Origin of the sequence: Curtobacterium citri, from assembly GCF_030362955.1 — a bacterium.
Taxonomy (GTDB): domain Bacteria; phylum Actinomycetota; class Actinomycetes; order Actinomycetales; family Microbacteriaceae; genus Curtobacterium; species Curtobacterium citri.
On record NZ_JAUCML010000003.1, the window covers coordinates 177,992 to 203,607 of the forward strand.

Sequence of the window (25,616 nt, forward strand, 5' to 3'; positions counted from 1 at the left end):
TCCGTCCCCCGCACGGGCAGCGACCCCTCGGTGCCCCGGGGTACCGTCCGGGGCATGCACGTCGGTCTCCGCATCGTCCTCGACGCCCCCGTCGACGCCGTCCGCGACGCCCTGCTCTCGCCGTCGGTGATGGTCGCCGTCACGAAGCCGTTCCTCGTCTACCGGTCACGCTCCCCCGAGGGCCTGCCCGAGCGGTGGACGCCGGGCGTCCCGCACCCGATCACGGCGGACGCCTTCGGCATCGTGCCGAGCGGTGACACGCACGTCGACCTCGACCTGTACGAGGTGGAGGGGGTCCCGGTGCAGCGCGACAACGGCGGCGGTGTCTCCGGCCTGTTCGGTCGCATGACGATGCGGCACCGGATGGCCACCGTGGACCTCGGCGACGGCAGGACCCTGCTGCTCGACCGACTGTCCTACCGGATGCGTCCCGCTGCGCTCGGCGCCGCGCTCTGGCCCGGCATGTGGGTCATCTGGCAGTGGCGTGCCCTGCGGATGCGCCGACTCGCCCCGTCCTGGCGCTAGTCCTCGCCGCGCGTGCCGAGCATCGGGTCGTACGACGTCGAGCCCGCCGACCTCCGGCGTCCGGTGGCGTGGGGCCTCGGCGCCGTCGCGACGCTCACGGGCGTCCTCGCGGTGATCGGGTGGCCGCTGCCCGTGGTGTCGCGGTACGGCAGACCGTCGGACGCGTGGGACCGGACAGTGTTGCTCGTGCAGGAGTGGGCGGCGCACGACGGGTGGCGGATGTCGGGAGCTTCCTGGCTCTGGGGCGGCCTCGCGGTCGCGGCGACCGTCGGGGCCGTCGTCGTGCGGGCCTCCCGGCCGGGACACGCGCTCAGCCGGCGGGCGTCGCTCGCGGTCCTGCTGCCCGGAGGGGTCACCGCGGTGACGGGACCGGTCGTGCAGGCCGCGCTGGGCGTCCCGTGGTCGAACTACTCGGCTCCCGAGGTCGACCGGCCCGCGGTCGTCGTCGCCGTCCTCGTCGTCGCGGGGGTCCTGGCACTCCCGCTCCTGCAGCGCCGGGTCGCCCGAGGACGTCCGTCGGCTGGGTCCTCCGCGGGTGAGCGGCACGGACGGGCACCCCGTCCCTAGGCTGCACCCGTGACGACCGTTCCCCCGCACCACCCCGCCGCCGAGGTCGAGCAGGCGCTCCTCGCCCTGAGCGACGGGACCCACCCCTTCGAGGTCCGGAAGGAAGACGACCGGATCGTCGCGGTCTGGCGCCACCGGCTCCAGGGCGCCCAGCTCGCCTGGGGCAAGGCCGAGTGGCGCTACCGCGTCACGCTCCTCGGCGACAGCGGGGAGTACACGACGAGCGTGGTGCAGAAGAACTGGGACGGGGAGAACACCGCCTTCTCGTTCCGGTCGAGCGACGTGACCGGACCGGTGGACGACGTCCTCGCCCGCGCCGGTTGGACGAAGCGACGGAGTGCGGTGGGACGGCTGCTCGGCAGGGTCCTCGGCCGCGACTGACACGGCCGGCTCCGTCCACGGACCGCGGCCGGTCGCTGGCGGGTCCGGAGGAGCCGGGCGTACGCTCGCCGTGTGAGCCAGACGCAGGAGCCGAGGACCCGGGACCGCGTGCACAGCACGCTCGCCACCGTGGACTGGCGCCGGATGACGTTCGACCTGTACCGCCGCGTGCGCGCCACGTCAGACCCCGAGACCGCCCACGCGATGTGGCGCGAGACCCGCGACGCGATGTTCGGCGAGCACCCGGCCAGTCCGCTGCTCGACGAGGACGCGCGCGACTTCGAGGCGCTGCCCGTGCCCGACTACGACCCGGAGTGGCGCTTCCGCGCCCGGATCGAGGACGCGGAACCGCAGGCGATGGACGTCGAGACCGGCACCGACGGGATCGTGCACTTCGACCGGCTCGGCGTCGTCCGGCTGCCGGGCATCGGCACGCTCGACGTCTGGTCGCACGGCGGGTACGCGGGCGGGATCTTCGTGCCGGTGAAGGACGCCAGCGCCGGCAGGGCTCGTGGCACGTACGGCGGCGGGCGCTACCTGCTCGACACGATCAAGGGTGCGGACCTCGGCGGCGACGACGGCGAGCTCGTCCTCGACTTCAACTTCGCGTACAACCCGTCGTGCGCGTACGACCCGGCGTGGGCGTGCCCGCTCGCACCCCCCGGCAACACCGTCGCCGTGCCGATCCCGGTCGGCGAGCAGTACGACTTCTGACACCGACCAGCAGACACGCAACGGACAGGACGCAACGGTGGAGCGCATGACGGGACTCGTGGCCCTCGACGTGGGCGGTCGAGTGCCGCCCTTCGAGCAGGTCCGCTCGCAGATCGCCGCGCAGATCGCGGCCGGCTACCTGGTGGACGGGGAGCGCCTGCCGAGCGTGCGGGCCCTCGCCGAGGAGCTCGGCCTGGCTGCCGGGACGGTCGCGAAGGCCTACCAGCTGCTCGAGGAGACCGGACTCGTGCACACCGCACGCGGCGCCGGGACCCGGGTCATCCGGCCCGCCGCGGTGCCGGACGCCGTCGCCGACGCCGCACGCGCCCTGGTGGCGGCGGCGAAGGAGGCGGGGCTCTCCGCCGACCAGGCCGCGGCAGCCCTGCGCGAGGCCTGGCCCGCCTGAGGCGACCACCCGGTCCGAGGCGACCGGCTCGTCCGAGGCGACCGCCCCGTCACGCGACGCGGGCGCCGGAGACGAGCCGGGCCTCCCGGCCGTCCGTCCCCACCGCACCGCCGCGGCGAGCGCTCAGCAGTGTTCCGAGACGTACGCGTCGTCCGACGGGGTGACCAGGTCGCGGTCCCGCAGGATCGTCATCGCCGGACGGTCCCGCAGCGCGCACACCGACGACCACGAGCGGTCGAGGGTGTCCGCGTACTCGATGTCGATCACGCGCTTCCCGTAGACCTCCGTGTAGGCCGAGCACTCCTGGTACTGCACGCACTCCTCGGCGACGACGAAGTCGAAGCCCGTCGTCTGCCGCCCGGCCGTCCCGAGCTGCGGCGTGTTCTTCTGCCCGACGGCGAGCCCGTGCGCGTGCCCGACCCGGACGAGCGACGCGGCGAGCGCGAGGTTCCCGGACCGGGTCAGCCGCTTCCCGGAGCGCGTCCACGAGTCGAGGTTGTCGAACTCGACCGCGTCGAACCCCCGGTCGGCACACCGGGCGACCGACCTGGTCAGGACCTTCGTGATCGCCGTCCGCTTCGCCGCCGTCCGGGTGTCGAGGAGCACCTCGTCCGGCCAGCCCGGGTCCGACACGGTCTTCCCCGCCGCGTCGCGGAGGAGCGCCGACGGTGCTGCGCGCTGCCACTCGGCCAGCGTGCCCGGCTGCGTCTGGAAGCCGTTGACGTAGCAGATGCCGTACGTCCCGGGCGCCGGCCGGTCGGTGCTGTCGCGCTCGACGATCGTGACGCCCCGAGCCGGGGTGTACCCGCCGCCGAGCTGGTAGTCCGGACGGCCCGACGTCGGCAGGTTCGCGTACGACGCCGCCGGTGCGGTGGGCGCGGTGGCGGGGGCGGCACCGGCCGCGCAGCCCGTGCTGCCGAGCACGGCGACCAGGGCGACCGCGGCGGTCAGCAGGACGGATCGGGTGTGCACCACGGGATCATCGCACGCGCTCGGCGAACGGTCCGGCCCGGATCCGGCACCCGCACGCTATGCTGGAGGTACTCGAGGCGCCGATCGCCTCGTGCGTCGTACGGACGCCCCCGACTCCCGACCCTCATCCGGTCGATGATCGCGCACCGACATCCCGGTGCCAGGCTCTCTGCTGCGGCGACCGCGTCAGCCTCTGCTGACGCGGGGTTCCCGCCCGCGCGCCACATGCCAGCGCGCCCACGGCCGGCACGAGCCGGCTCGAAAGGTCACCATGACCAACCAGGACATCCGTTTCACCGATCTCGGCGTCCCCGCGCCGATGGCCCAGGTCCTCGCCCAGCAGGGCAAGGAGACCGCCTTCCCGATCCAGGCCGACACGCTCCCCGACTCCCTGCAGGGCAAGGACGTGCTCGGTCGCGGCCGCACCGGCTCCGGCAAGACCATCGCGTTCGCGATCCCGCTGGCCGCCCGCCTCGCCGCGAGCCGCCGCCCCCGTCGTGCCGGCCGCCCCCGCGCGCTCGTGCTCGCCCCGACGCGTGAGCTCGCGACGCAGATCGACGCGACCCTCGCGCCGCTCGCGAAGTCGATGGGCCTGAACACCACCACGATCTTCGGTGGTGTCGGCCAGGGCCGTCAGGTCGACGCCCTGCGCGCCGGCGTCGACGTGGTCGTCGCCTGCCCGGGTCGCCTCGCCGACCTCATGCAGCAGGGCCACGTGCACCTCGGCGACATCGAGGTCACCGTCCTCGACGAGGCCGACCACATGGCCGACATGGGCTTCCTGCCCGGCGTGACGAAGATCATGCAGGCGACGCCCGAGCAGGGGCAGCGTCTGCTCTTCTCCGCCACGCTCGACAACGGCGTGGACAAGCTCGTCAAGAAGTTCCTGCACAGCCCGGTGATGCACTCCGTCGACGACGAGACCAGCCCCGTCGAGGCGATGACCCACCACCTGTTCGAGGTCGCCGACGCCGACGCGAAGAAGGACCTCGTCCGCGTGCTCGCCTCGGGCACCGGTCGTCGAATCATGTTCATGCGCACGAAGCACCACGCGAAGCGCCTTGCCAAGCAGCTCAGCTCGCAGGGCATCCCCGCGGTCGACCTGCAGGGCAACCTGTCGCAGGGCGCCCGTGAGCGGAACCTGGCGAAGTTCTCCTCCGGCGAGGCCCTCGTGCTCGTCGCGACCGACGTCGCCGCCCGTGGCGTGCACGTCGACCACGTCGAGCTCGTCGTGCACGTCGACCCGCCGACCGAGCACAAGGCGTACCTGCACCGCTCGGGTCGCACGGCCCGCGCAGGCTCCTCGGGTGACGTCGTCACCGTCACGATGCCGGCCGAGCGTCGCGACGTCGCGCAGATGATGCGTGCGGCCGCGATCAAGGTCACGCCGCAGCAGGTCACCGCGACCTCGCCCGCCGTCACGACGCTGGTCGGCGAGGTCGCCCCGATCCGCCACGTCGAGGAGGCCCCGGTCCAGCAGCAGCGCCAGCGCCAGCCGCGTGCGGCCGAGTCGTCCCGCTCCGAGACCGCGGGCAGCGGTCGTCGCCGTGGTCGCGGCGGACGGTCGGGAGGCGCGGCACAGGCCCCCGAGACCGCCTCGGCCGGTCGCGGCTCGGGTCGGAACGGCGGCGGTCGCGGTGGTCGTCCGGTCACCGAGGGCGCCGGCGCTGCCGGTTCCCGCGGCGGTTCGGCCCGTGGTGCGTCGGCGGGCGGTGCCGCTGCCGGCGGTCAGCGCCGTTCGGGCGGCAGCCGCCGGGCGTCGAGCGACGTCGTGCGCGGTGGGTCCGCTCCGGTGTGGTCGTCCGAGGGCGGCTACGCGGCGGGTCGTGGTGCCGGCTCCGAGTCCGGTGGCGGTCGTCGCGGCGGCTCGCGTCGCGCCTCCCGTCCGGCGGGGGCGGCCGACCGCCACTGAGGTCGCGCTCCACGCCGGGATCCGAACCTGGACGGTCGCTGCGCGCAGCGCGACTCCGGACGCGTACGTTCTGGTTCACCGAAGGCCGCGCGAGTGGCCGACGGGGAATCGTCCGTCGTTGGAAGGAGACCGTATGGCTGGCAGCGAAGAGAACCACACCGGCGAGAAGCTCGGCGGGAAGCTCAAGGAAGGCATCGGCAACCTGACCGGCAACGACAAGCTGAAGGCCGAGGGTCAGACCGACCAGGCCAAGGCGTCTGCCAAGCAGGGCGTCGACGACGTGAAGGACGCGGCGCACGGCGTCGCCGACAGCCTCCGCGACGAGAAGCACTGAAGCCGGTCCACGACCGCGCTGCGAAGCCCCCGGATCCGATCGGATCCGGGGGCTTCGTCGTGCGTGCGGTGGTGGCTAGTGCAGGGCGCCGACCGAGGCGAGGCCGGCGCGGAGCAGGGTGCCGCGACCACCCTCCATCTCCTCGGCGACGGCGTCGGAGGCCGCCTCCATCGGGCTCATCCACGTGAGCTCGAGGGCGTCCTGCCGCGGCTCGCACGTCCCGGTGACCGGGACGACGTACGCCAGCGAGATCGCGTGCTGCCGCTCGTCGGTGTAGACCGAGGCGCCGGGCAGCGGGAAGTACTCCGCCACCGTGAACGGCGTCGGGCTCGAGGGGAGCTGCGGGAAGGCCATCGGGCCGAGGTCCTTCTCGAGGTGCCGGAAGAGCGCCGTCCGGATCGACTCGCCGAACATCACGCGCCCGGAGACGAGCGTCCGGGCGATCGAACCGCTCGGGGACACCCGGAGCAGCACGCCGACCTCGGTCACGACACCGAGGCCGTCGGTGCGGACGGGGAGTGCCTCGACGTAGCAGATGGGCAGCCGACGGCGGATGTTCGCCAGTTCCTCGTCGGACAGCCAGCCGGAGTCGGGGTCGGGGGTGCGCAGCGAGGCCATGCACCGTGTCTACCAGGCACCGCGGCGAGTTCGACGCACGGCGCGGTCACTGTGGACGGCTAGCGTCGTGCACATGATCGATGCGGACGTCGTGCAGTGGACCCGATCGGCCGACGAGCGGGCCGGCACACCGCTGCTCGTCGCCCTGCACGGGGTGGGGTCGAACGAGCGGGACCTGCTCGGACTGGCCCCGGCGCTGCCGCCCGCGTGGACGGTCGCCTCGCTCCGCGCACCGATGCCGTGGGGGCCGGGGTACTCCTGGTACCCGCTCGGGACACCGGGGTCGCCGGCGCTCGGACCGGTCGACGCCGCGGTGGACGAGGTCCTCGACTGGATCGACGCCGTCGCCGCGGAGCACAACCGGGTGGGACTGCTCGGGTTCTCGCAGGGCGGGTCGATGGCGCTGCAGCTCCTCCGCGCCCGGCCGGAGGCCTTCGCGTTCGCGGTGTCCCTGTCGGGGTTCGTCGTGCCGGGTGTGACCGACGCACGCGACCAGGCCGTCGCCGCCGTCCGCCCGCGGGTGTTCCTCGGGCACGGCGACCTCGACCCGGTGATCCCGCCGGAGGCCACCGCCCGCACGCAGGTCTGGGCCGCCGCGCACACGGACGTGACCGACCGGTCCTACGCGGGACTGCCGCACGCGGTGTCGGCCGAGGAGCTCGGCGACGTGGCCGAGTTCATCGGGGCCGAGCAGTCGACCAGGTGACCGGACGACGGACGGGAGGCGCGTGGCGGGCCCGCCACGCGCCTCCCGTCCGTCGGTCGGTGCGTCGAGACGCGTGCCGCTAGTCGGCGAGGATCTGCAGCAGGTCCTTGCGGAGCTGGTCGATCTTCGCGGTCGCGGCCTTCGTCTGCTCGTCGTCCGCGTTCGACCGGTAGACGTGCAGCACGCCCATGGTCTTCCGGAGGGCCTCGACGAACTCGCGCTGCGTGTCGGGCATGCCCGGTGCTGCGTCGAACGCGGCGGTGATCTCCGCCGCCTTCGCCTCGGCCTCGGCCCGGCCGGCGTCGGTGAGTCCGAAGAGCGTCTTGCGGCCGTCACCGGTCGAGACGACGAGGTCTTCGTCGACGAGCTGCTGGAACGTCGGGTAGACCGAGCCGGGGCTCGGCTTCCAGGCGCCGCCGGTGCGCTCGGCGATGGTCTTGATCACGGCGTAGCCGTTCTGCGGCCCCTCGGCGAGGAGGCCGAGGATCGCGAGGCGGACGTCGCCGCGACGGCGACGCTCGCGGCCGAAGCCGGGGCCGAAGCCGGGGCCGAAGCCTGCGCCGGGTCCGAAGCCCGGGCCGAAGCCGCGTCCGGGGCCGAAGCCGCCCCGTCCGCCGTGGTCGTGGTCACCGCGGTCGCGTCCGGGGAAGCCGTTGCCGTGGTGCTGCCGCGCGCCGCCGAAGCGGGGGCCGCGCGGACCGGAGCCGCGCTGGCCGCGGCGGGGCGTGGTGCTGTCGAGGTCATCGTACGAGGGGCGCATGATGACTCCTTCCTGTCGGTGGTGAAGTGGGCTCGCGATCCGTTCCGTTCGTATCGCGATGCAGTAACGATAGATCGCTACCGATCGGCTTGTCAAGCGGTCGGTCGCACTCGGTCTGCTGTCGGTGGCGGCGGGCAGGATGGGACGGACCATGACGGACGTCCTCGAGCGCTTCTCCCCCGCGACCGCGGAGTGGTTCCGCGGCGCGTTCCCCGCACCGACCGCCGCGCAGGCCGGCGCCTGGGACGCGGTCTCCACCGGGCAGCACGCCCTGGTCATCGCGCCGACCGGGTCGGGCAAGACGCTCGCGTCGTTCCTCTGGTCGATCGACAGGCTCATCAGCGCGACGGACCGTCCGCCCGCCAAGCAGCGCACCCGCGTGCTCTACGTCTCCCCGCTCAAGGCGCTCGGCGTGGACGTCGAGCGCAACCTGCGCAGCCCGCTCGTCGGCATCACGCAGACCGCCCGCCGGCTCGGCACCGAGCCACCCGAGGTCACGGTGGGCGTCCGGAGCGGTGACACGCCCTCGTCCGACCGGCAGCGCCTGCTCCGCCAGCCGCCGGACATCCTCATCACGACGCCCGAGTCGCTGTACCTGATGCTCACGTCGAGCGCGCGCGAGACCCTGGTCAACGTCGACACCGTCATCGTGGACGAGGTGCACGCCGTCGCGTCGTCGAAGCGCGGCGCGCACCTCGCCGTCTCGCTCGAGCGGCTCGACGACCTGCTCGAGAAGCCCGTGCAGCGCATCGGCCTGTCCGCGACGGTGCGTCCGGCGGAGGAGGTCGCGCGCTTCCTCGGCGGCCGCGCACCGGTCACGATCATCGCGCCGCCGGCGCAGAAGACGTTCGACCTGCGGGTCGTCGTGCCGGTGGACGACATGACCGAGCTCGGCGCCCCGCCCGTCGGGGCCGACGCGACCGAGTCGCCGACGAACGGGTCGATCTGGCCCCACGTCGAGGAACGGGTGGTCGACCTCATCGAGGAGCACCGCTCGACGATCGTGTTCGCGAACTCCCGGCGGCTGGCCGAACGCCTGACCGCCCGGCTCAACGAGATCCACGAGGAACGGGTGCTCGCGGCCGCGGAGACCCCCGTCGCGGTGGCCGCCGGTGGGGCCCCGGTCACGCAGTCCCCGGGGCGCGCCTCCGCGCACGCACCGGTCGCCCAGCCGAAGCGCCCGCCGGCGCAGCTGATCGGGCAGTCCGGGCAGACCGAGGGCGGCGGGTCCGACCCCGCCGTGCCGGTCCTCGCCCGGGCGCACCACGGTTCCGTGTCGAAGGACCAGCGCGCGATCATCGAGGACGACCTGAAGTCCGGACGGCTCCGCTGCGTGGTGGCGACGAGCTCGCTCGAGCTCGGCATCGACATGGGCGAGGTCGACCTCGTCGTGCAGGTCGAGGCCCCGCCGTCGGTCGCCAGCGGCCTGCAGCGCGTCGGTCGCGCCGGGCACCAGGTGGGCGAGATCTCCCGCGGGGTGCTCTTCCCGAAGCACCGCGCCGACCTCGTGAACAGCGCGGTGACGGTCGAACGCATGGTGTCCGGGCAGATCGAGTCGATCTCGGTGCCCGCGAACCCGCTCGACGTCCTCGCGCAGCACACCGTCGCGGCCGGGGCGATCGACACCGTCGACGTCGAGCACTGGTTCGAGCTGGTCCGCCGCAGCGCCCCGTTCAGCTCCCTGCCCCGCTCGGCGTTCGAGGCGACGCTCGACCTGGTGACCGGTCGCTACCCGAGCGACGAGTTCGCCGAGCTCCGCCCGCGCCTGGTGTGGGACCGCGTGCACGGCACCCTGACCGGTCGTCCCGGCGCCCAGCGACTCGCGGTGACGAGCGGTGGCACGATCCCCGACCGCGGCATGTTCGGCGTGTTCATGGTCGGCGAGAAGGCGTCCCGCGTCGGCGAGCTCGACGAGGAGATGGTCTACGAGTCCCGCGTCGGCGACGTCTTCGCCCTCGGCGCCACGAGCTGGCGGATCGAGGAGATCACGCACGACCGCGTGATCGTCAGCCCGGCCTTCGGGCAGCCCGGACGCGTGCCGTTCTGGAAGGGCGACGGCATCGGTCGGCCCGCCGAGCTCGGCCGCGCGACCGGCGCCTTCGTGCGCGAGGTCGACGCCGCGTCCGACGACGACGCCCGGGTCCGCGTGGCCACCGCCGGCCTCGACGACCGCGCCGTCACGAACCTGCTGACCTTCCTCCGCGACCAGCGCGCGGCGACCGGACACGTGCCGAACGACACGACGCTCGTGGTCGAGCGCTTCCGCGACGAACTCGGCGACTGGCGGCTCATCCTGCACTCGCCGTACGGCATGCAGGTGCACGCGCCCTGGGCCCTGGCGGTCGGGGCGCGCCTGCGCGAGCGACACGGCATCGACGGCGACGCCATGGCGGCGGACGACGGCATCGTCGTCCGCATCCCGGAGACCGACGCGGAGCCGCCCGGCGCCGACCTGTTCGTGTTCGAGCGCGACGACCTCGAGGCCCTCGTCACCGACGAGGTCGGGGGCTCGGCGCTGTTCGCCGCACGCTTCCGCGAGTGCGCCGCGCGGGCGCTCCTCCTGCCGCGCCGGAACCCCGGACAGCGCTCCCCGCTCTGGCAGCAGCGCCAGCGGGCGTCGCAGCTGCTCGAGGTCGCCCGGAAGTACCCGACGTTCCCGATCGTGCTCGAGACCGTGCGCGAGGTCCTGCAGGACGTCTACGACGTGCCGGCACTCCTCGACATCTCGGACCAGATCGCCGAACGGCGCATCCGCCTGGTCGAGCGCGAGACCGAGCAGCCGTCGCCGTTCGCGCGGTCGATCCTGTTCGGGTACGTCGCCGCGTTCATGTACGAGGGCGACTCGCCCCTCGCCGAGCGGCGGGCCGCCGCCCTGTCGCTCGACTCGACCCTGCTCGGGGAGCTCCTCGGCCGGGCGGAGCTGCGCGAGCTGCTCGACCCCGCCGTGATCGCGTCCGTCGAGCGCGACCTGCAGCGACTCTCGCCGGATCGACGGGCGCGCGATGCCGAGGGCGTCGTCGACGTCCTGCGGCTCGTCGGGGCCCTCGAGCTGTCCGAGGTCGTCGAGCGGAGCTGGCTGGCCCCGTCCGTTGCGGGGGACGCTGCAGGTGGCGCCGATGCTGCCGGTGCCGACGCTGCGGAGGACGCAGGCGTCGCGGACGGCGCGACCGCCGCCACCACGCTGCGCAGCGCGCTCGAGACGCTGGAGCGCGACCGGCGCGTGCTGTCGTTCTCGCAGGGCGGCACCACCCGGTGGGCCGTGATCGAGGACGCCTCCCGCCTCCGTGACGCCCTCGGTGTCCCCCTGCCGATCGGCGTCCCCACCGCCTTCGTCGAACCCGTCGCCGATCCGCTCGGCGACCTGGTCGGCCGGTACGCCCGATCGCACGGCCCGTTCTCCGCGCAGGAGGCCGCCACGCGCCTCGGCCTCGGTGTCGCCGTCGTGCAGGACACCCTGCGGCGCCTCGTCGCCGACCGCCGTGTCGTCGAGGGCGAGTTCCGCCCGGACCGCCAGGGCGCCGAGTGGTGCGACGCCGAGGTCCTGCGCCGCATCCGCACGAAGTCGCTCGCGGCGCTCCGGCACGAGGTCGAACCGGTCGCCCCGGACGCCCTCGCCCGGTTCCTGCCGGCGTGGCAGCACGTCCAGGCGCCGGGCACCCGCGGGGGGCTGCGCGGCGTCGACGGCGTGCTGCAGGTCATCGACCAGCTCGCCGGGGTCGCCCTGCCGGCGAGTGCGTGGGAGACCCTCGTGCTGCCGTCGCGCGTGACCGACTACTCCACGAGCATGCTCGACGAGCTGACGGCGACGGGCGAGGTCCTGTGGTCCGGCGGCGGCACGCTGCCGGGCAACGACGGCTGGGTGCGGCTGCACCTCGCCGAGTCCGCGGCGACCACGCTGGCCGAGCCGGCGGGCGACGAGACCACCGAGCTCCAGCGTGACGTGCTCGGCGCCCTGGCCGGCGGCGGCGCGTACTTCTTCCGACAGCTCGGCCAGGCCGTCGGGAGCACCGACGACCAGGCACTGACGACCGCGCTCTGGGACCTCGTCTGGGACGGGCAGATCACGAACGACACCTTCGCGCCGCTGCGGGCGATGCTCGGCGGCAGGGCGAAGAGCACGAGCGCGCCGCGGGCACGGGCCTACCGCGGTCGTCGACGCCCGACGCTGCCGTCCCAGTCCGGGCCACCCTCGGTCGGTGGACGCTGGTCGATCCTGCCCCTGGCGGAGTCCGACTCGACCCTGCGTGCGGCCGCCACCGCGGAACAGCTGCTCGAGCGCTACGGGGTCGTCACCCGCGGCGCCGTGCAGGTCGAGGGCGTCCGCGGCGGGTTCGCCGGCGTGTACCGCGTCCTCAGCCGCTTCGAGGAGTCCGGACGAGCCCGACGCGGGTACTTCGTCGAGGGGCTCGGCGCGGCGCAGTTCGCGACCGGCCCGACCATCGACCGCCTCCGCACCTACGCCCGCGACCTCGAGGACGACGAACGCGCCGACCCGGACCGCGAGCGCCAGGCACTGACCCTCGCGGCGACCGACCCGGCGAACCCCTACGGTGCCGCGCTGCCGTGGCCGTCCGAGGACGCCCCGGCCGATCCGGACGCCGAACCCGGTTCGGACCCGGCACCGGCGGCGACCACGACGACCGGCCGCGGCCACCGTCCGGGGCGGAAGGCCGGTGCACTCGTCACGACGGTGGACGGGCGACTCGCGGTCTACGTCGAGCGCGGGGGCAAGTCGGTGCTGACCTTCACCGACGACCCGGCGGACCTGGCGGTGGCGGCGCGTTCGATCGCCGGTGTCGTGCGCAGCGGGCTCCGGAAGCTCGCGGTCGAGCGGGTGGACGGTGACTTCGTGCTCGAGTCGCAACTCGGGTCGGCACTGCGGGAGGCGGGGTTCACCGCGACCCCGCAGGGACTGCGGCTGCGTGTCTGAGGCGACCAGGGCCTCCCGACCGGACGAGCGGGACGCACGACGACGGACGGAGGTGCGCCGTGCCCGAGGGTGACACCGTCTTCCGCGCCGCCCGACGTCTGCACGAGGCGCTGGCCGGCAAGGTCCTGACCCGGTCGGACTTCCGCGTCCCCGCGTTCGCGACGCTCGACCTGGTCGGCCGCACCGTCGACGAGGTCGTGCCGCGCGGGAAGCACCTGCTGCACCGCATCGGCGACCTCACGGTGCACTCGCACCTCAAGATGGAGGGCCGGTGGGACGTCTACGCCCCCGGGGAGCGCTGGCGACGGCCGACCCACCAGGCGCGTGTGGTCCTCGACGCGGCAGACGTCTCGACTGTCGGGTTCACACTCGGGGTGCTCGAGGTCGTCCCCCGCGACCAGGAGTCCGAGGTCGTCGGACACCTCGGGCCGGACCTGCTCGGCCCCGACTGGGACGCCGACGTGGCACTCGCCAACCTGACCGCCGACCCCGAGCGGCCGATCGGGCTCGCCCTGCTCGACCAGCGCGTGCTCGCGGGCCTCGGCAACGTCTACCGGAACGAGCTCTGCTTCCTCCGCGGCGTCCTGCCGACGCGACCGGTCGGCCAGGTGCAGGACCCGGCGCGGGTGATCGCGCTCGCCAGCCGGCTCATCACGACGAACCGCGACCGGAGCCACCGCGTGACCACGGGCGTTGACCGCCCGGGGCGGCGGTTCTGGGTCTACGGCCGGGCGGGCAAGCCGTGCCTCCGCTGCGGCACGCCGGTGCGGCGCGGTGAGCTCGGCGACTCCGAACTCACCCTGCGGGACACCTACTGGTGCCCGCGCTGCCAGAGCTGACGGACCGGCAACGAGCGCTCAGCGGCTCAGCGGCTCAGCGGCTGCGGTGCCTCAGCGGTCGGCGGCCTCGACGGCGCAGCTCTCGGCGCGCTTGGCGGCGTCGGAGTCGGCGCTGAACGAGCTCGGCGCCGGCGATGCCGACTGCGACTCGTCCGCGGTGGCCTCCTTCGCCGTCTGGTTCACCGCGTAGATCGTGCCGTCGAAGTCCTCGGCGGTCGGGTCCGACGTGGTGGCCCAGATCGTGAGCTCGTCGTCGTTCGCGTCCTTGCTGTCCGACGGGACGATGGACGCCGCCAGGTACCAGCCGCCGTCACCCTCGGCCACGCTCGCGATGTCGGTGGTGTCGTGCGGGCCCACCGCGGTACCGATGGCGTCGACGGCGTTGCTCGAGGCGACCGCGCAGTCGGCGGACTGCGACTTCTCCTGGTCGCCGGGGACCTTGCCCACCGGGTCGATGTTCTGCGCGCCCCCGGGGTCGCACGCCGTCAGGAGCAGGGCGAGGGTGGCAGCGCCGAGCAGCGCGGTGGCGGTCTTGGCTCGCGTGGTCATGCCGTGCACGGTAGGCCGTCACACCCGAGCAGGACCCCAGCCCGTCCGCGAAGCGAACGTCCGAGCGGGACCCCGGGCCGCGCGGAGCAGCGGCCCGGGGTCCCGGGGTCTCAGCCGCGGGTCATGATCCAGGCCAGCAGGTACGACCGGGTGTTCGCCGAGTCGATCACCGCGTCCGGCAGCCGCTCCGCCGCCGTCAGCGCCGCCGCCGCCTCGGCCTTCCCGCCGAGCGCCCGGTACATGAGCAGGTAGTCCCCGAACTGCACGTCGTAGCGACCGTCCGGCACGGCCTCGTCGAGCACCCGCTGGATCTGCCGCTGCCCGCCGGCGCCGACGTACTCGCCGGCCATCGCGGGCATCGGGATCAGCTCGATGCCCGCCGGGGCCGCCGCCGCCGCGCTGAACCAGGTGGCGTGGTCGCGCTTGCCGCCCCAGGTCAGCGAGACCACGCGGTGCGTGAACCCGGGGAACGCCGACAGGTCCGGGTCGAGCACGTCGCGCTGCGCGGAGGCCGCCTCGTTGGACAGCAGCCAGGTGCCGGTCGACTCGAGGGACGACGAGCCGGACACCGCACCCCACCGGGCGACACCGTTCCAGGCCGAGACCGCCTCGGACGACGACTCCTGGTTGTTGCCGTCGGCGAAGGGCGAGTACCCGGACGCCCACGAGTGCTGCGCGTACGGGTCGTAGACGCGGAGCGCCGGGAACGACTCGGTCGCGGTGGGCGAGGCGATGTCCGCGGCCACGAGGTCGGCGACGGTCCGCCACCGGGACACGAGCCCCTCGTCGCCGTCCGCCACCATCGCGGCCGCCGACAGCAGGTACCCGTAGTGGAAGTGGTGATCGTTGAACTCGTCGGACCCGAAGGACGCCTGCTGCCCGACGAGACCGTGGACGGTGGGGTCGGCGAGGAAGCACCGCGCGGTGCGGTCCCCGCAGCCGGCCGGGTCGAACCACTGGTCGAGCTCGCCGACGATCGAGGTCCGGAGTGCCGAGGCCTGGTCGTCGAGGCCGAGGGACACCGCCAGGCGGTACAGGGTCGCGACGCGGTACAGGTCCTTGCCGCCGCCGTAGGTGTCCGCGGCGTACGACGACGCATCGACCTCCGCGGCGTCCTCCCGGACCTGTGCCGCCAGGGTCTCGCGTTCGCCGGACGACAGCCCGGACAGGTCCAGCCGGTCCGAGGGCATCACGGTGTCGACGGCGAAGCGCAGTGCAGTCCCCGTGCACACCGGCGCCGGGCCCATCAGCGTCGCGACCCGGAGTCCGGTGCACCGGAGGCCCGTCGTGCCCTGCCCGGGCTGCGGGACGAGCACGCCGTCGCCGCCCGCGAAGTCGTACGACAGCGTCGTGCGCTGCGACCCACCCGACGCGCGGCGTTCGAGGTTGGACCCGCCGAGCGGCCGGGCGGCGTCACGGAGCGTGGCGACCTGCGCGGCCGACGCGCCGTCGGGCGTCGGCAGCAGCACCACCGAGCCGCCCCGCCGCAGCGTGACCCCGGTGGTGTCGAGTGACCCGTCGCGGACGACGACCTGCCAGGTCCGCCCGCCGCCGGACAGGGTCGCCGTGTCGTCGCCCGTCGGGGTCATCGGCGACGTGGCCGTGATCGTCTCGCCGCGTGCGGCCGTGTAGGTGACGAGGGGCGAGCCCTCGGCGACCACCGAGTGCCCGAGGACCGTGTCGCCGTCGCGGTGCTCGACGGTCACCGAGACCGCGTCGTACGCCGACACGAGCGTGCTCGTCGCACCGAGGTCGAACCCGACCTGCGGCACCGCGCCGGCGGCGATCGTCTTCTCGGTGGCCGTGACGTCCGGCAGCCCCGCGGCGAAGCCGCCGCCGGTGACCTGCCACGAGATCGGCGTGGGGAACACCGGCTGCGGGGCGTCGCCGAAGACGAGTCCCGAGAACCAGCGGTTGGTGGGCGGGGTCAGCCCGTCCGCCAGGCGCATCGTGCCGACCGTCGACGTCGCCACGTCGCCCAGGGCGGCGACCGCGCGCGCCTGGGCGGCCCCGTCGGTGGTGGTGGCCGCGTCGGAGGCGGCGGCCGACGAGGTCGGGTGATCCGCGCCTCCCGGCCCGGTGCACGCATTGGCGAGCAGGGCGACGGCGGTCAGCACGGGGACGAGCAGGAGCGGACGGGAGGCGCGGCGAGCGCCCGCAGGGCGGCCTGCGGTCCGGTGGGGGCGACGCACCGGCTACAGCCCGATCTGCCGGGAGAAGTCGCGGACCATGTCCGAGACGCCGGCGAGCGCACCGTCGTCACGCAGGTGCAGCGTGGCGTCGACGGGGGTGCCGGGGCTCGTGATGCCGGAGGACGGCGAGGCGGACAGCTCGGGGCTCTGCACGTCGACGGTGGTCTTCGCCCGGCCGTCGTCGCTCGTCTCGACGCTGACGCTCTGCACCGTGCCGCGGACGGTGCGGTCGTCGGGCAGGCGCAGGTCGACCTGGGCACCGTTGCGGATGCGGCCGTAGTCGCGCGCGGTGACGGTGAAGGTCGAGGTGACGAAGAGGCTGTCCTCCTTGTGGATGGTGCCCAGCTCCGAGCCGGCCTGCACGTAGCCGCCGGTCTTCACGTCGACCTTCGCGACCGTGCCGGAGACCTCGGCCTTGAAGGTGATGAGGCCGTCCTCGCCGATGTCGTAGGCGCTCGTCTGCGTGTCCGCGCCGACGACGCCCTTCCGGATGTCCTGCGCGAGCTGCAGGCTCTGCACCTGCAGGAGCTTCGCGCCCTTCGTGACCGAGTCGCCCTCCTCGACGTACTCCTCGGTGACCGTTCCGCCGTAGTCGGTGCCCACGGCGTACTCCTGGGCGGCGATCGCGGCGGAGGTGCTCGCGACGGCGCTCTGGCGCTGGTTGAAGACGAGCGTGCAGGCGGCGACGATCACGAGCACGACCACGAGGCCGCCGAACAGTCGGAGTCGGTTGGTCCAGGTCATGCGCGGTGTCCGTCCTGCATCGCGACGCCGGCGATCGCGGCGCGCTGGGGTTCGAGGGTGTCGGGCCGGACGACGGTCGTCCGGACGGGGCTGGCCGGGGCCTGCGCCAACGGGGTCGCCGGGTGGACCGCCTCGCCGGGGGTCTGCGCGCGGTCGGCGACGCGGTTCCGGGCCTGCTCGCGGAACGCCGCGACGATGAAGGCGGCGAAGACGAGCGTGTTCGTGATGTTCCAGGCGGTGGCGAGCGTCAGCTGCCCGTTGCCGAGGTCACGCCAGACGGCGACCACGCTCGTCAGCGTGAGGAAGACGAAGACGAGGACCTGCGGCACGATGAAGTTGAAGGGCGACGGGGTCCTGCCACGGTCGGCGCCGGTCACGTGCCACGCCTGCTCCTTGCCGCACAGCACGTTCCAGAGCGCGCTCGCGTAGATCGGGAACGACACCGCGGCGAGCAGGAGCGTCTCGTACCGGAAGGACCCGAGGGCGTAGAACGCGAGCAGGACCTGCGTGAAGTAGAAGCCGAGGTAGAACAGGACCCACTCGCCGGCGCCGATCGACAGGTTCATCGGGCGGAGGTCGAAGTAGATCTCGAGCGGCGGCACGAGGAGCAGCAGCCCGGGGACGATGCCCGTCAGGTAGAAGCTCGCGGTGACGAGGTACTGCAGGCGCTGGTCCATCGTCAGCCGGTGCTCCGGGTTGAACGGGAAGTGCGTGAGCAGGATCTCGAAGCCGCCCGTGGCCCAGCGCAGCTGCTGCTTGGTGAAGCCCTCGATCGTCTCCGGCGCGTCGCCGACGGCCAGGGTCATCGGGATGAAGACCGACTTCCAGCCGCGCTCGTGGAGCATCAGGCTGGTCCAGACGTCCTCGGACTTCGAGTCGGTGTGCATCCCGCCGATGTCGTCGATCGCACTGCGGCGGAAGATGACGTTCGTGCCGACGCAGAACGCGGCGTTGAAGCGGTTCCGGCCGGGCTGGATGAACTTGTAGAACACCGTCTGCATGTAGCCGGCGCCGCGGGAGACGAGGTTGTGCAGGTTGCCGTAGGTCTGCGGCGTCTGCACGAACGCGATCGAGTCGTCGGCGAAGAACGGGACGGTCTCGAACAGGAAGTCCGGTGCCGGCACGAAGTCGGCGTCGAACACCGCGTAGTAGTCGCCCTTCGCCAGCGTCAGGGCGTGGTTGATGTTGCCGGCCTTGGCCCCGTGCGAGGACAGGCGGCGGACGTACCGGGCGCCGAGCTCGGCGGCGAGCGCCTGCACCTCGTCGCTCCGGCCGTCGTCGAGCACCCACGTGCGGTGCTCGCCGCGCATCGCCACGGCGGCCTGCACGGTCGCAGCGATCTTCGACAGCTCCTCGCCGTACACCGTGATGAAGACGTCGACCTCGACCTGCTGCCCGCGGACGTGCATCGGCCAGCGGTGCGGCTGGTCGGCGAGCCCGTCGTGGCTGATCGCGTCGCGGTCGAACAGGGTGTCCTGCGTCTGGTGGAAGGCGAAGTCGCGGGGGTCGGCACCACCGGACAGGATCGTCCACATCGACAGCAGGGCCTGGCCGACGAGCACGCTCTCCGCCACGATCACGAGCCCGTAGGGCAGGAAGTCGCCGCGGTTCGCGGGGTCGAGCAGGAACACGGCGTACGCCATCACGCCGAGCGTGGCGACGAGCACGATGAGCACCATGACGGGGCTGTGCGCGCGGCTCTCGGAGCGCGGGCGCACGTTCGGCACCTGCACGGAGGCGCGGCGACGACGTGCTCGGTCGCGGTCGCGGGTGACGAGCTGCTGCGGGAGCGCCGTGCCGACGTCGCTGCCGGGCAGCAGGGCCGGGACGTCGGGCGACTGCGGCGGGACGCTGCGGCGGGCCGGCACCGGGGTCGGCGGCGCAACGGTGGCGGCGTGCTGGTCGGCGGCGTGCGTGCTGACGGCGTGCTTGCTGACGTCGTGCTTGCTGACGTCGTGCTTGCTGGCGTCGTGCTTGCTGGCGTCCGTGCGCGAGCGACGGACGTCCGTGGGTGCGGACATGCGGGTCTCCAGTCGGGTCGGGAGAGACTCGCGGGCCGCGGGCAGGGACGCCGGTGGAACGCGAGACGGGCGTCGGCGGCTGTGGCGACATGGGTCGGACCCCGGAGGGTCGCATCCGGCGGGGCTTCGAGGCCCACGCCGGGGTCCGCGACCGAGGGTGCGGTCGCGGTGTTCGGTGTGTCGGAGCGGTCGTGCGTCGACGGCCCGTCGCCGTCGGTCGTCCCGAACACTACGAGCCGACCGACCGGCTCCGCGCCTGCCCCCGGAGAAGTCGGCACGGTCCCGCCGCTTCTTGCGGGATCCCGCAAGACGCAACGTCGGCGGTTCCTCGCAGCGGGATGGCGCTGCGAGGAACCGCCGACGTTGCGTTCTGCGGAGGGGGACGGGGTCAGACGGCGGCGGGGCGCTCGGCCATCGGGCGACGGCGGAGCTCGGGGCGGAGGAGCGCCGGCGGCTCGTACTGCTGGTCGAGGCGGGAGACGTCGGCCCCCGGCGGGACGATCGCGTCGATCCGGTCGAGGACCTCGTCCGTCAGCGTGACGTCGGCGGCGGCGAGCAGGTCCTCGAGCTGCTCCATCGACCGCGGCCCGATGAGCGCGCTCGTCACGCCGGGGTGCGCGATCGCGAAGGACAGCGCGAGGTGCGTCATCGGGATGCCCGTGTCCGCGGACAGCGCGGCGACCTGCTCGACGGCCTCGATCCGCCGCTCGTCGCGGTTGTGCCGGAACATGCCGACCCGGGCCAGGTCGCTCTCCTGCCCGCGCCGGAAGCGCCCGGTCAGCATGCCGCCGGCGAGCGGGCTCCACACGAGGGTGCCCATGCCGTACCGCTGCGCGACCGGCAGGACCTCGCGCTCGATGCCGCGGTTGAGGATCGAGTACGTCGGCTGTTCGGACCGGAAGCGCTCGAGTCCCCGACGCTCCGAGGTCCACTGCGCCTCGACCTGCATCGAGGCCGGGAAGTCCGACGAGCCGATCGCCCGCACCTTGCCGCTCCGGACCAGATCCGTGAGCGCCGAGAGCGTCTCCTCGAGGTCGACCGTGTCGTCCGGCCGGTGTGCCTGGTAGAGGTCGATGTGGTCGGTCTGCAGCCGGCGGAGCGACTCCTCGACCGCGGCGGTGATCCACCGCCGGGAGTTCCCGCGCCGGTTCGGGTCGGTGCCCATCGGGCCGTTGAACTTCGTGGCGAGGACGACCTGGTCGCGGCGGCCCTTGATCGCCTTGCCGACCAGGACCTCGGAGCCGCCCTGCGAGTAGCGGTCGGCGGTGTCGATGAGGTTGATGCCGGCGTCGAGCGCGCGGTGGACGATGCGGACGGAGTCCTGCTCGTCGCCGTTGCCGATGCTCCCGTCGGTGCCGAGCATCATGGCGCCGAGCGCGAGGGGACTGACCTGGATGCCGGTCCGGCCGAGGGTGCGGTACTGCATGTGGTGCCTCCTGTCGGTGGCGTCCCGGGGCCCGTCGCGGTATCGTGGTCCAAAGCGGAACGCTCTTCCGGAAGGATACGGAACGGCTTTCCGTTTCTGCAACCCCCGATCGGAGGACCCGTGCGCGCTGACGCCCGCCGCAACCTGGACGCCCTGGTCGACGCCGCCCGCGAGGTCTTCGCCGACCAGGGGGTGGACGCCCCGGCGAAGGTCGTCGCCGATCGTGCCGGCGTCGGCGTCGGCACGCTGTACCGGCACTTCCCCCAGCGCTCGGACCTCGTCGTCGCGGTCTTCCGCCAGGCCGTCGAGGAGTGCGCGGACGCCGCCGACGAGCTCCGTGCCGCCCACGCGCCGGACGAGGCGCTCGCGCTCTGGCTCCGGCGCTTCACCGGGTTCGTCGCCACGAAGCGCGGGCTCGCCGCCGCGCTGCAGTCCGGCGACCCGGCGTTCGAGGGGCTGCACCCGTGGTTCATCGACCGACTCGGGGGCGCGCTCACCGAGCTGCTCGACGCCGCGTCGGCGGCGGGGAGCATCCGGAACGACCTCGATGCGGGGCAGCTGCTGCGTGCCGTCGCCGACCTCTGCCACGGGGCGCCGACGACCGAGCAGAGCCAGCACCTGGTCGGCCTGCTCGTCGACGGGCTCCGCTGGCGCGCGACCGCCTGACCCGCCTCAGGCCGGCGGGTGGAGCCGCTCGCGGGCGGTGGTGCGGACTGCGTCGGTGACCCGCTCGAGCAGGGGCGACGCCAGGTTCCACCGCTGCCACCAGAGCGCCACGTCCGCACGACGGCCCGGCGTGAGCTCGACGAGCTCCCCGGTGCGCAGGCCCGCGAGGCACTGGGCCTCGGGCAGCATCCCCCAGCCGAAGCCGAGCGACACCGCGCGGGCGAAGTCGGCCGAGGTCGGGACGAAGTGCCGCGGACCGCGAGGAGCGTGACCGAGCACCCGGCGGAGGTACCCCTGCTGCAGGTCGTCGTCGCGGTCGTAGTCGACGAGCGGGACCCGGTCGAGCCGGTCGGTCATCCGACGCTCGGTGTCGGCGCCGGCGAGGTAGCGGTCGACGAACGCCGGTGATGCGACGGCCCGGTACCGGTCGACGCCGAGCGGGACCGAGGAGCACCCCTGCACCGGGTCCGCCTCCGCCGTGACCGCGGCCATCACGGTGCCCGCCCGGAGGAGCTCCGCCGTGCGGTCCTGGTCCTCCCGGTGCAGGTCGAACACGACCTCGGTGTCGGCCCGCACGAGGGCGAGGGCCTCGAGGAACCACGTGCCGAGCGAGTCGGCGTTGACCGCGAGCGGGATCGACGGCACCGCCGGGCCGTCCGCGCCCCCGACGGCTCCGAGCGCCCGGGCGGTCTCGTCGTCGAGCAGACGTGCCTGCCGTGCGTGCCGCAGGACGACCTCGCCGTCGGCGGTCGGCGCCACCGGGGTGGTGCGCTGGAGGAGCACCCGTCCGAGCTGCTGCTCCATCGCCTTGATGCGCTGCGAGACCGCCGAGGGGGTGATCGCGAGCGCCCGCGCCGCGGCGTCGAGGGTCCCGTGGTCGACCGCGGCCAGGAGGGTCTCGAGGTGGTCGCGTTGCAGACGGAGCATGCAGCGCAGCTTACGACGCTGCAGCAACGTGAGCTGGACTGCAGGTCGGGCCGTGCCTAGCGTCGAGACCGTGACCGCACTGCTCCCCCTGCTCGCCGGACTCGGCACCGGCCTCGCCCTGATCGTCGCGATCGGCGTGCAGAACACGTACCTGCTCCGGCTGGCCGTGAGCGCCTCCGTCCGGGTCGTCACCGCCGCGGTCGTCGTGTGCGCGGTGTCGGACGCGGTCCTCATCGTCGCCGGGGTGCTCGGCGTCGGGGTCGTGGTCGAACGGTTCCCGGCGGCGCTCGTGGTGGTCCGGTTCGTCGGGGCGGCGTTCCTCGTGGTCTACGGCGTGCTCGCCGCACGGCGGGCGCTGCGGCCGTCGGGCGACGTCATGCGGGTCGAGGAGGACGCCGCGGACGACGGTGTGGTGGTGCCGGCCGCCGCCGCGTCGGCGGTGGGCGCGCCCGGGCACGCGACCGACGGACCGGAGCCGGCGGGGCGGACGCGGGCCGTGCCTCCCGTCCGGTCGGCCGTACCGGTGCCGTCGCTGCGGACGGCCGTCCTGACCATGCTCGTGTTCACGTGGGCGAACCCGCACGTGTACCTCGACACCCTCGTGTTCCTCGGGTCGGTGGCGAACCAGCAGGGCCCCGAGGACCGCTGGTGGTGGACCGTCGGCGCGGTCGCGGCGAGCTGCGTGTGGTTCGGTGCGCTCGGGTACGGCGGCCGGCTGCTGCGCCCGCTGTTCGCGCAGCCGACGACCTGGCGGGTCTTCGACGGCCTGGTCGCCGTCGTGATGCTCGGCTTCGGCGTCGCGCTCGCCGTGGGCGCGTAGCCGACGAACCACGGAACCGACGTGGAACCAGCCCCGGGAGCTGGTTCGACGTCGGTTCCGTGGTTCGGAGCAGCGAGCGGCCGCTACTGCAGGCCCTTGCCCACCCGGCTGTGCCGACGGCTGTAGCCGAAGTAGATCGTGAAGCCGATCGCCAGCCAGACGATGAACCGCAGCCAGGTCTCGACCTCGAGGTTGAGCATGAGCCAGAAGCACAGCACGGCCGACAGGATCGGCAGCACCGGCACCCACGGCACCCGGAAGGCACGCGGTGCGTCGGGGCGGGTCCTCCGGAGCACGACGATGCCGATCGACACCAGGACGAACGCCGACAGCGTGCCGATGTTGATCATGCCCTCGAGCTTGTCGACCGCGGTGAACCCGGCGATGAACGCGACGACGACGCCCGCGACGACCTGCACCCGGACCGGGGTCTGCGTCTTCGGGTTCGTCTTCGAGAACCAGCGCGGCAGCAGGCCGTCGCGGCTCATCGAGAACACGATGCGGGACAGGCCGAGCAGCAGCACCATGACGACGGTGGTCAGGCCGATGAGCGAACCGATGGCGATGATGCCCGCGGCCCACGGCAGTCCGACGATGTCGAACGCCGAGGCGAGGGACGGCGCGTCCTCCTGGGCCAGGCGCTGGTAGGACACCATGCCGGTGATGACGATGCTGACACCGACGTAGAGCAGGGTCACGATGCCGAGGCCGATGAAGATGCCCCGCGGGAGCGTCTTCTGCGGGTTCTCGGTCTCCTCGGCGCTGGTCGCGACGACGTCGAAGCCGATGAACGCGAAGAACACGAGCGACGCCGCGGCGAGCAGGCCGAAGACGCCGTACTGCGCGGGCGCCTGACCGGTGACGAAGGACACGAGCGACTGCGTCAGCACGCCGCCCTCGGCGCCCTTCGACGGCTCGGCCGGGGGAACGAACGGGGTGAAGTTCGCGGCCTTGACGAAGAACGCGCCGGCGACGATCACGAAGACGACGATCGCGACCTTGATGACCGTGATGACGGCGGAGACGCGGGACGACAGGCGCGTGCCGAAGGCGAGCAGCACCGTGAAGACACCGACGATGAGGACCGGCCCCCAGGTGAAGCCGATCGGGCCGAGCTGGATCGTCGACGGCAGGTCGATGCCGAACACCCCGAACGCGGTGCTCAGGTAGATGCCCCAGTACTTCGCGATGACGGCGCTCGCGGTGAGGGTCTCGAGGATGAGGTCCCAGCCGACGATCCAGGCGAGCAGCTCGCCCATGGTCGCGTACGTGAAGGTGTACGCGGAGCCCGCGACCGGGATGGTCGAGGCGAACTCGGCGTAGCACATGATCGCCAGGCCGCACGTGACGGCGGCGAGCAGGAACGACAGGATGACGCTCGGCCCGGCGAAGTTCGCGGCGGCGTTCGCCCCGACCGAGAAGATGCCGGCGCCGACGGCGACCGCGATGCCCATCGCGGCGATGTCGAAGGTCTTCAGGGACCGCTTGAGGGAGCGGCCCTGCTCCTCGGAGTCGGCGAGGGAGGCCTCGATCGACTTGATGCGCAGGGGTGGTGCCATGGGGGATCCCGTCGTCGGCTGGCGGTGGACCCCGTGAGGGTACTGGTGTACCACCCCGGCTCGCAAAGTGTGTGACCGGCGGGTCGACGGCCGGGAGGCCCGGTGCCGGCCCGGCAGGACGGCGCACCCGGACCGCGGTGCGGGTCAGGCCCCGCGGCGCCAGTCCGCCAGGAAGCGTGCGCCCGCCTCGTCGTGGATCACGCCGTCGGGCGCCGTCAGCACCGGGTACGGCGTCGCGGGCACCCCGTCGGCAGGACGCACGTCGACGTGCGCGACGTCGTGCCCGTTCGCGTGCAGCCAGTCCGCCATCGCGTAGTCGCTGCGCGAGTCGCCGACGGTCCGCCAGGTCACGGGCAGCTCGCCGTCCTGCGCGAGCAGCTCGAGCGCGCGCTCGGCACCCATGTCCTTGCCCGACCGGTCCGACTCCACGTCGGTCGAGATGATCGTCGGGTCGACGCGCCACTGCACGGCGCCGTCGGCGTCGGGCCGGACGTCGTCGAGCCGGCGGACGCCGAGGCCCCGTCGCTCGAGCGCCGCCATCGCCTTCGCGTCGAACTCGGCCTGGCGGGCGAGGTAGGCGGCGTTCGGGACCTCGACCAGCTGCTCGATCGACACCATCGCGTGCTTCGTCTCGTCGAAGAACACCAGGTCGGCGTACTCGGCACGGACGAGCTCGCGCATCTCGTCGGCGAAGTCCCGCGGCAGGGCGAGGTCCTCGGCGATCGCGAGGTCGCTCATCCCGCCCTCGTACTGCGGCCCGATCGAGCACCACACCGCGCCCTTCTCGCACACGGCGTGCACCCGACCGCCGGCAGCCAGACCGCCGTCGAGGAGCGGACCGACGACCTCCTGCCGGATGAACGCGTCGCTCCGGCCCGTGTTGAAGACGATCGGGACGCCCTCGGCGGCGAGCGCGACGAGGTCCGCCACGATCGAGGGGATCGCGATCGTCCGGGTCACCGGGCTCGCGATGGGTCCGTCGACGTCGAGCAGCAGGCCGAGGCGGGGAGCAGTCACGTCCTCATCCTCTCGCACGGACGACCGCCGG

Annotated in this window: 23 protein-coding genes; 12 read left to right on the plus strand and 11 right to left on the minus strand. The window is 73.4% G+C overall.

What is annotated here, in order from left to right:
* Nucleotides 1–54 precede the first annotated feature (54 nt).
* From QUG92_RS05690 to QUG92_RS05710, 5 genes are all read left to right on the plus strand, one after another.
* Nucleotides 55–525, plus strand: coding sequence for a hypothetical protein (locus tag QUG92_RS05690; protein WP_289458008.1), 471 nt, complete (start codon nucleotides 55–57; stop codon nucleotides 523–525).
* A gap of 12 nt (nucleotides 526–537) precedes the next feature.
* Nucleotides 538–1,092: a hypothetical protein gene (locus QUG92_RS05695; protein ID WP_289458009.1), complete on the plus strand. Its 555-nt coding sequence runs from the start codon at nucleotides 538–540 to the stop codon at nucleotides 1,090–1,092.
* Nucleotides 1,093–1,101: 9 nt separating this feature from the next.
* Nucleotides 1,102–1,473: a hypothetical protein gene (locus tag QUG92_RS05700; RefSeq protein ID WP_289458010.1), complete on the plus strand. Its 372-nt coding sequence runs from the start codon at nucleotides 1,102–1,104 to the stop codon at nucleotides 1,471–1,473.
* Nucleotides 1,474–1,617: 144 nt separating this feature from the next.
* On the plus strand, nucleotides 1,618–2,187 hold the full coding sequence (locus QUG92_RS05705; protein WP_289458387.1) for a DUF1684 domain-containing protein: 570 nt from the start codon (nucleotides 1,618–1,620) through the stop codon (nucleotides 2,185–2,187).
* Nucleotides 2,188–2,233: 46 nt separating this feature from the next.
* Complete coding sequence (locus tag QUG92_RS05710) at nucleotides 2,234–2,593, plus strand: GntR family transcriptional regulator (RefSeq protein ID WP_259346014.1); 360 nt, start codon at nucleotides 2,234–2,236, stop codon at nucleotides 2,591–2,593.
* Nucleotides 2,594–2,716: 123 nt separating this feature from the next.
* Here the strand turns inward: QUG92_RS05710 and QUG92_RS05715 are convergent, their stop codons facing one another.
* On the minus strand, nucleotides 2,717–3,565 hold the full coding sequence (locus QUG92_RS05715) for an endo alpha-1,4 polygalactosaminidase (protein WP_289458012.1): 849 nt from the start codon (nucleotides 3,563–3,565) through the stop codon (nucleotides 2,717–2,719).
* A gap of 271 nt (nucleotides 3,566–3,836) precedes the next feature.
* Between QUG92_RS05715 and QUG92_RS05720 the strand changes: the two genes are divergently transcribed.
* Together QUG92_RS05720 and QUG92_RS05725 are read left to right on the plus strand one after the other, a co-directional pair.
* Nucleotides 3,837–5,477, plus strand: coding sequence for a DEAD/DEAH box helicase (locus QUG92_RS05720; protein ID WP_069712768.1), 1,641 nt, complete (start codon nucleotides 3,837–3,839; stop codon nucleotides 5,475–5,477).
* A gap of 133 nt (nucleotides 5,478–5,610) precedes the next feature.
* A complete protein-coding gene (locus tag QUG92_RS05725; protein ID WP_069712767.1) occupies nucleotides 5,611–5,811 on the plus strand; it encodes a CsbD family protein in 201 nt (66 codons plus the stop codon).
* A gap of 75 nt (nucleotides 5,812–5,886) precedes the next feature.
* On the opposite strand, the gene QUG92_RS05730 is transcribed toward QUG92_RS05725, so the two are convergent.
* Nucleotides 5,887–6,429 (minus strand): NUDIX hydrolase family protein, encoded by a 543-nt coding sequence (locus QUG92_RS05730; protein ID WP_182045354.1) that lies wholly within the window; start codon nucleotides 6,427–6,429, stop codon nucleotides 5,887–5,889.
* 73 nt (nucleotides 6,430–6,502) lie between these two features.
* Here QUG92_RS05730 and QUG92_RS05735 point away from each other — a divergent pair, with 73 nt between their 5' ends.
* Nucleotides 6,503–7,135, plus strand: coding sequence for an alpha/beta hydrolase (locus QUG92_RS05735; protein WP_289458014.1), 633 nt, complete (start codon nucleotides 6,503–6,505; stop codon nucleotides 7,133–7,135).
* Between the two features lie 79 nt (nucleotides 7,136–7,214).
* On the opposite strand, the gene QUG92_RS05740 is transcribed toward QUG92_RS05735, so the two are convergent.
* Entirely contained in the window at nucleotides 7,215–7,895 is a 681-nt protein-coding gene (locus QUG92_RS05740) for a PadR family transcriptional regulator (protein WP_289458015.1), read from the minus strand.
* Nucleotides 7,896–8,046: 151 nt separating this feature from the next.
* Between QUG92_RS05740 and QUG92_RS05745 the strand changes: the two genes are divergently transcribed.
* Together QUG92_RS05745 and QUG92_RS05750 are read left to right on the plus strand one after the other, a co-directional pair.
* The gene (locus QUG92_RS05745) at nucleotides 8,047–12,825 is read left to right on the plus strand and encodes an Lhr family ATP-dependent helicase (RefSeq protein WP_289458016.1); all 4,779 of its coding nucleotides are present in this window, start codon (nucleotides 8,047–8,049) and stop codon (nucleotides 12,823–12,825) included.
* A gap of 59 nt (nucleotides 12,826–12,884) precedes the next feature.
* Nucleotides 12,885–13,664, plus strand: coding sequence for an Fpg/Nei family DNA glycosylase (locus QUG92_RS05750; protein WP_182045338.1), 780 nt, complete (start codon nucleotides 12,885–12,887; stop codon nucleotides 13,662–13,664).
* A gap of 51 nt (nucleotides 13,665–13,715) precedes the next feature.
* Here the strand turns inward: QUG92_RS05750 and QUG92_RS05755 are convergent, their stop codons facing one another.
* From QUG92_RS05755 to QUG92_RS05775, 5 genes are all read right to left on the minus strand, one after another.
* Nucleotides 13,716–14,213 carry a hypothetical protein gene (locus tag QUG92_RS05755; protein ID WP_069712761.1) on the minus strand — a complete coding sequence of 166 codons (498 nt, stop codon included), beginning with the start codon at nucleotides 14,211–14,213 and terminating at the stop codon, nucleotides 13,716–13,718.
* A gap of 110 nt (nucleotides 14,214–14,323) precedes the next feature.
* On the minus strand, nucleotides 14,324–16,330 hold the full coding sequence (locus QUG92_RS05760) for a glycosyl hydrolase (protein WP_289458017.1): 2,007 nt from the start codon (nucleotides 16,328–16,330) through the stop codon (nucleotides 14,324–14,326).
* Between the two features lie 78 nt (nucleotides 16,331–16,408).
* Nucleotides 16,409–17,149: an efflux RND transporter periplasmic adaptor subunit gene (locus tag QUG92_RS05765; RefSeq protein WP_069712756.1), complete on the minus strand. Its 741-nt coding sequence runs from the start codon at nucleotides 17,147–17,149 to the stop codon at nucleotides 16,409–16,411.
* The gene (locus tag QUG92_RS05770; protein WP_289458018.1) at nucleotides 17,146–19,170 is read right to left on the minus strand and encodes a glycosyltransferase family 2 protein; all 2,025 of its coding nucleotides are present in this window, start codon (nucleotides 19,168–19,170) and stop codon (nucleotides 17,146–17,148) included. The genes QUG92_RS05765 and QUG92_RS05770 overlap by 4 nt, the downstream gene beginning before the upstream one ends.
* 388 nt (nucleotides 19,171–19,558) lie before the next feature.
* On the minus strand, nucleotides 19,559–20,596 hold the full coding sequence (locus QUG92_RS05775; RefSeq protein WP_289458019.1) for an aldo/keto reductase: 1,038 nt from the start codon (nucleotides 20,594–20,596) through the stop codon (nucleotides 19,559–19,561).
* 120 nt (nucleotides 20,597–20,716) lie between these two features.
* Here QUG92_RS05775 and QUG92_RS05780 point away from each other — a divergent pair, with 120 nt between their 5' ends.
* Nucleotides 20,717–21,262, plus strand: a complete 546-nt coding sequence (locus QUG92_RS05780; RefSeq protein WP_182045331.1) for a TetR/AcrR family transcriptional regulator — start codon at nucleotides 20,717–20,719, stop codon at nucleotides 21,260–21,262.
* 6 nt (nucleotides 21,263–21,268) lie between these two features.
* On the opposite strand, the gene QUG92_RS05785 is transcribed toward QUG92_RS05780, so the two are convergent.
* Nucleotides 21,269–22,189: a LysR family transcriptional regulator ArgP gene (locus QUG92_RS05785; protein ID WP_289458020.1), complete on the minus strand. Its 921-nt coding sequence runs from the start codon at nucleotides 22,187–22,189 to the stop codon at nucleotides 21,269–21,271.
* Between the two features lie 70 nt (nucleotides 22,190–22,259).
* Between QUG92_RS05785 and QUG92_RS05790 the strand changes: the two genes are divergently transcribed.
* A complete protein-coding gene (locus QUG92_RS05790) occupies nucleotides 22,260–23,009 on the plus strand; it encodes a LysE/ArgO family amino acid transporter (protein WP_289458021.1) in 750 nt (249 codons plus the stop codon).
* 83 nt (nucleotides 23,010–23,092) lie between these two features.
* On the opposite strand, the gene QUG92_RS05795 is transcribed toward QUG92_RS05790, so the two are convergent.
* Together QUG92_RS05795 and QUG92_RS05800 are read right to left on the minus strand one after the other, a co-directional pair.
* Nucleotides 23,093–24,568 carry an APC family permease gene (locus QUG92_RS05795; protein ID WP_289458022.1) on the minus strand — a complete coding sequence of 492 codons (1,476 nt, stop codon included), beginning with the start codon at nucleotides 24,566–24,568 and terminating at the stop codon, nucleotides 23,093–23,095.
* Nucleotides 24,569–24,712: 144 nt separating this feature from the next.
* Nucleotides 24,713–25,585: a hypothetical protein gene (locus tag QUG92_RS05800; protein ID WP_289458023.1), complete on the minus strand. Its 873-nt coding sequence runs from the start codon at nucleotides 25,583–25,585 to the stop codon at nucleotides 24,713–24,715.
* Nucleotides 25,586–25,616 lie beyond the last annotated feature (31 nt).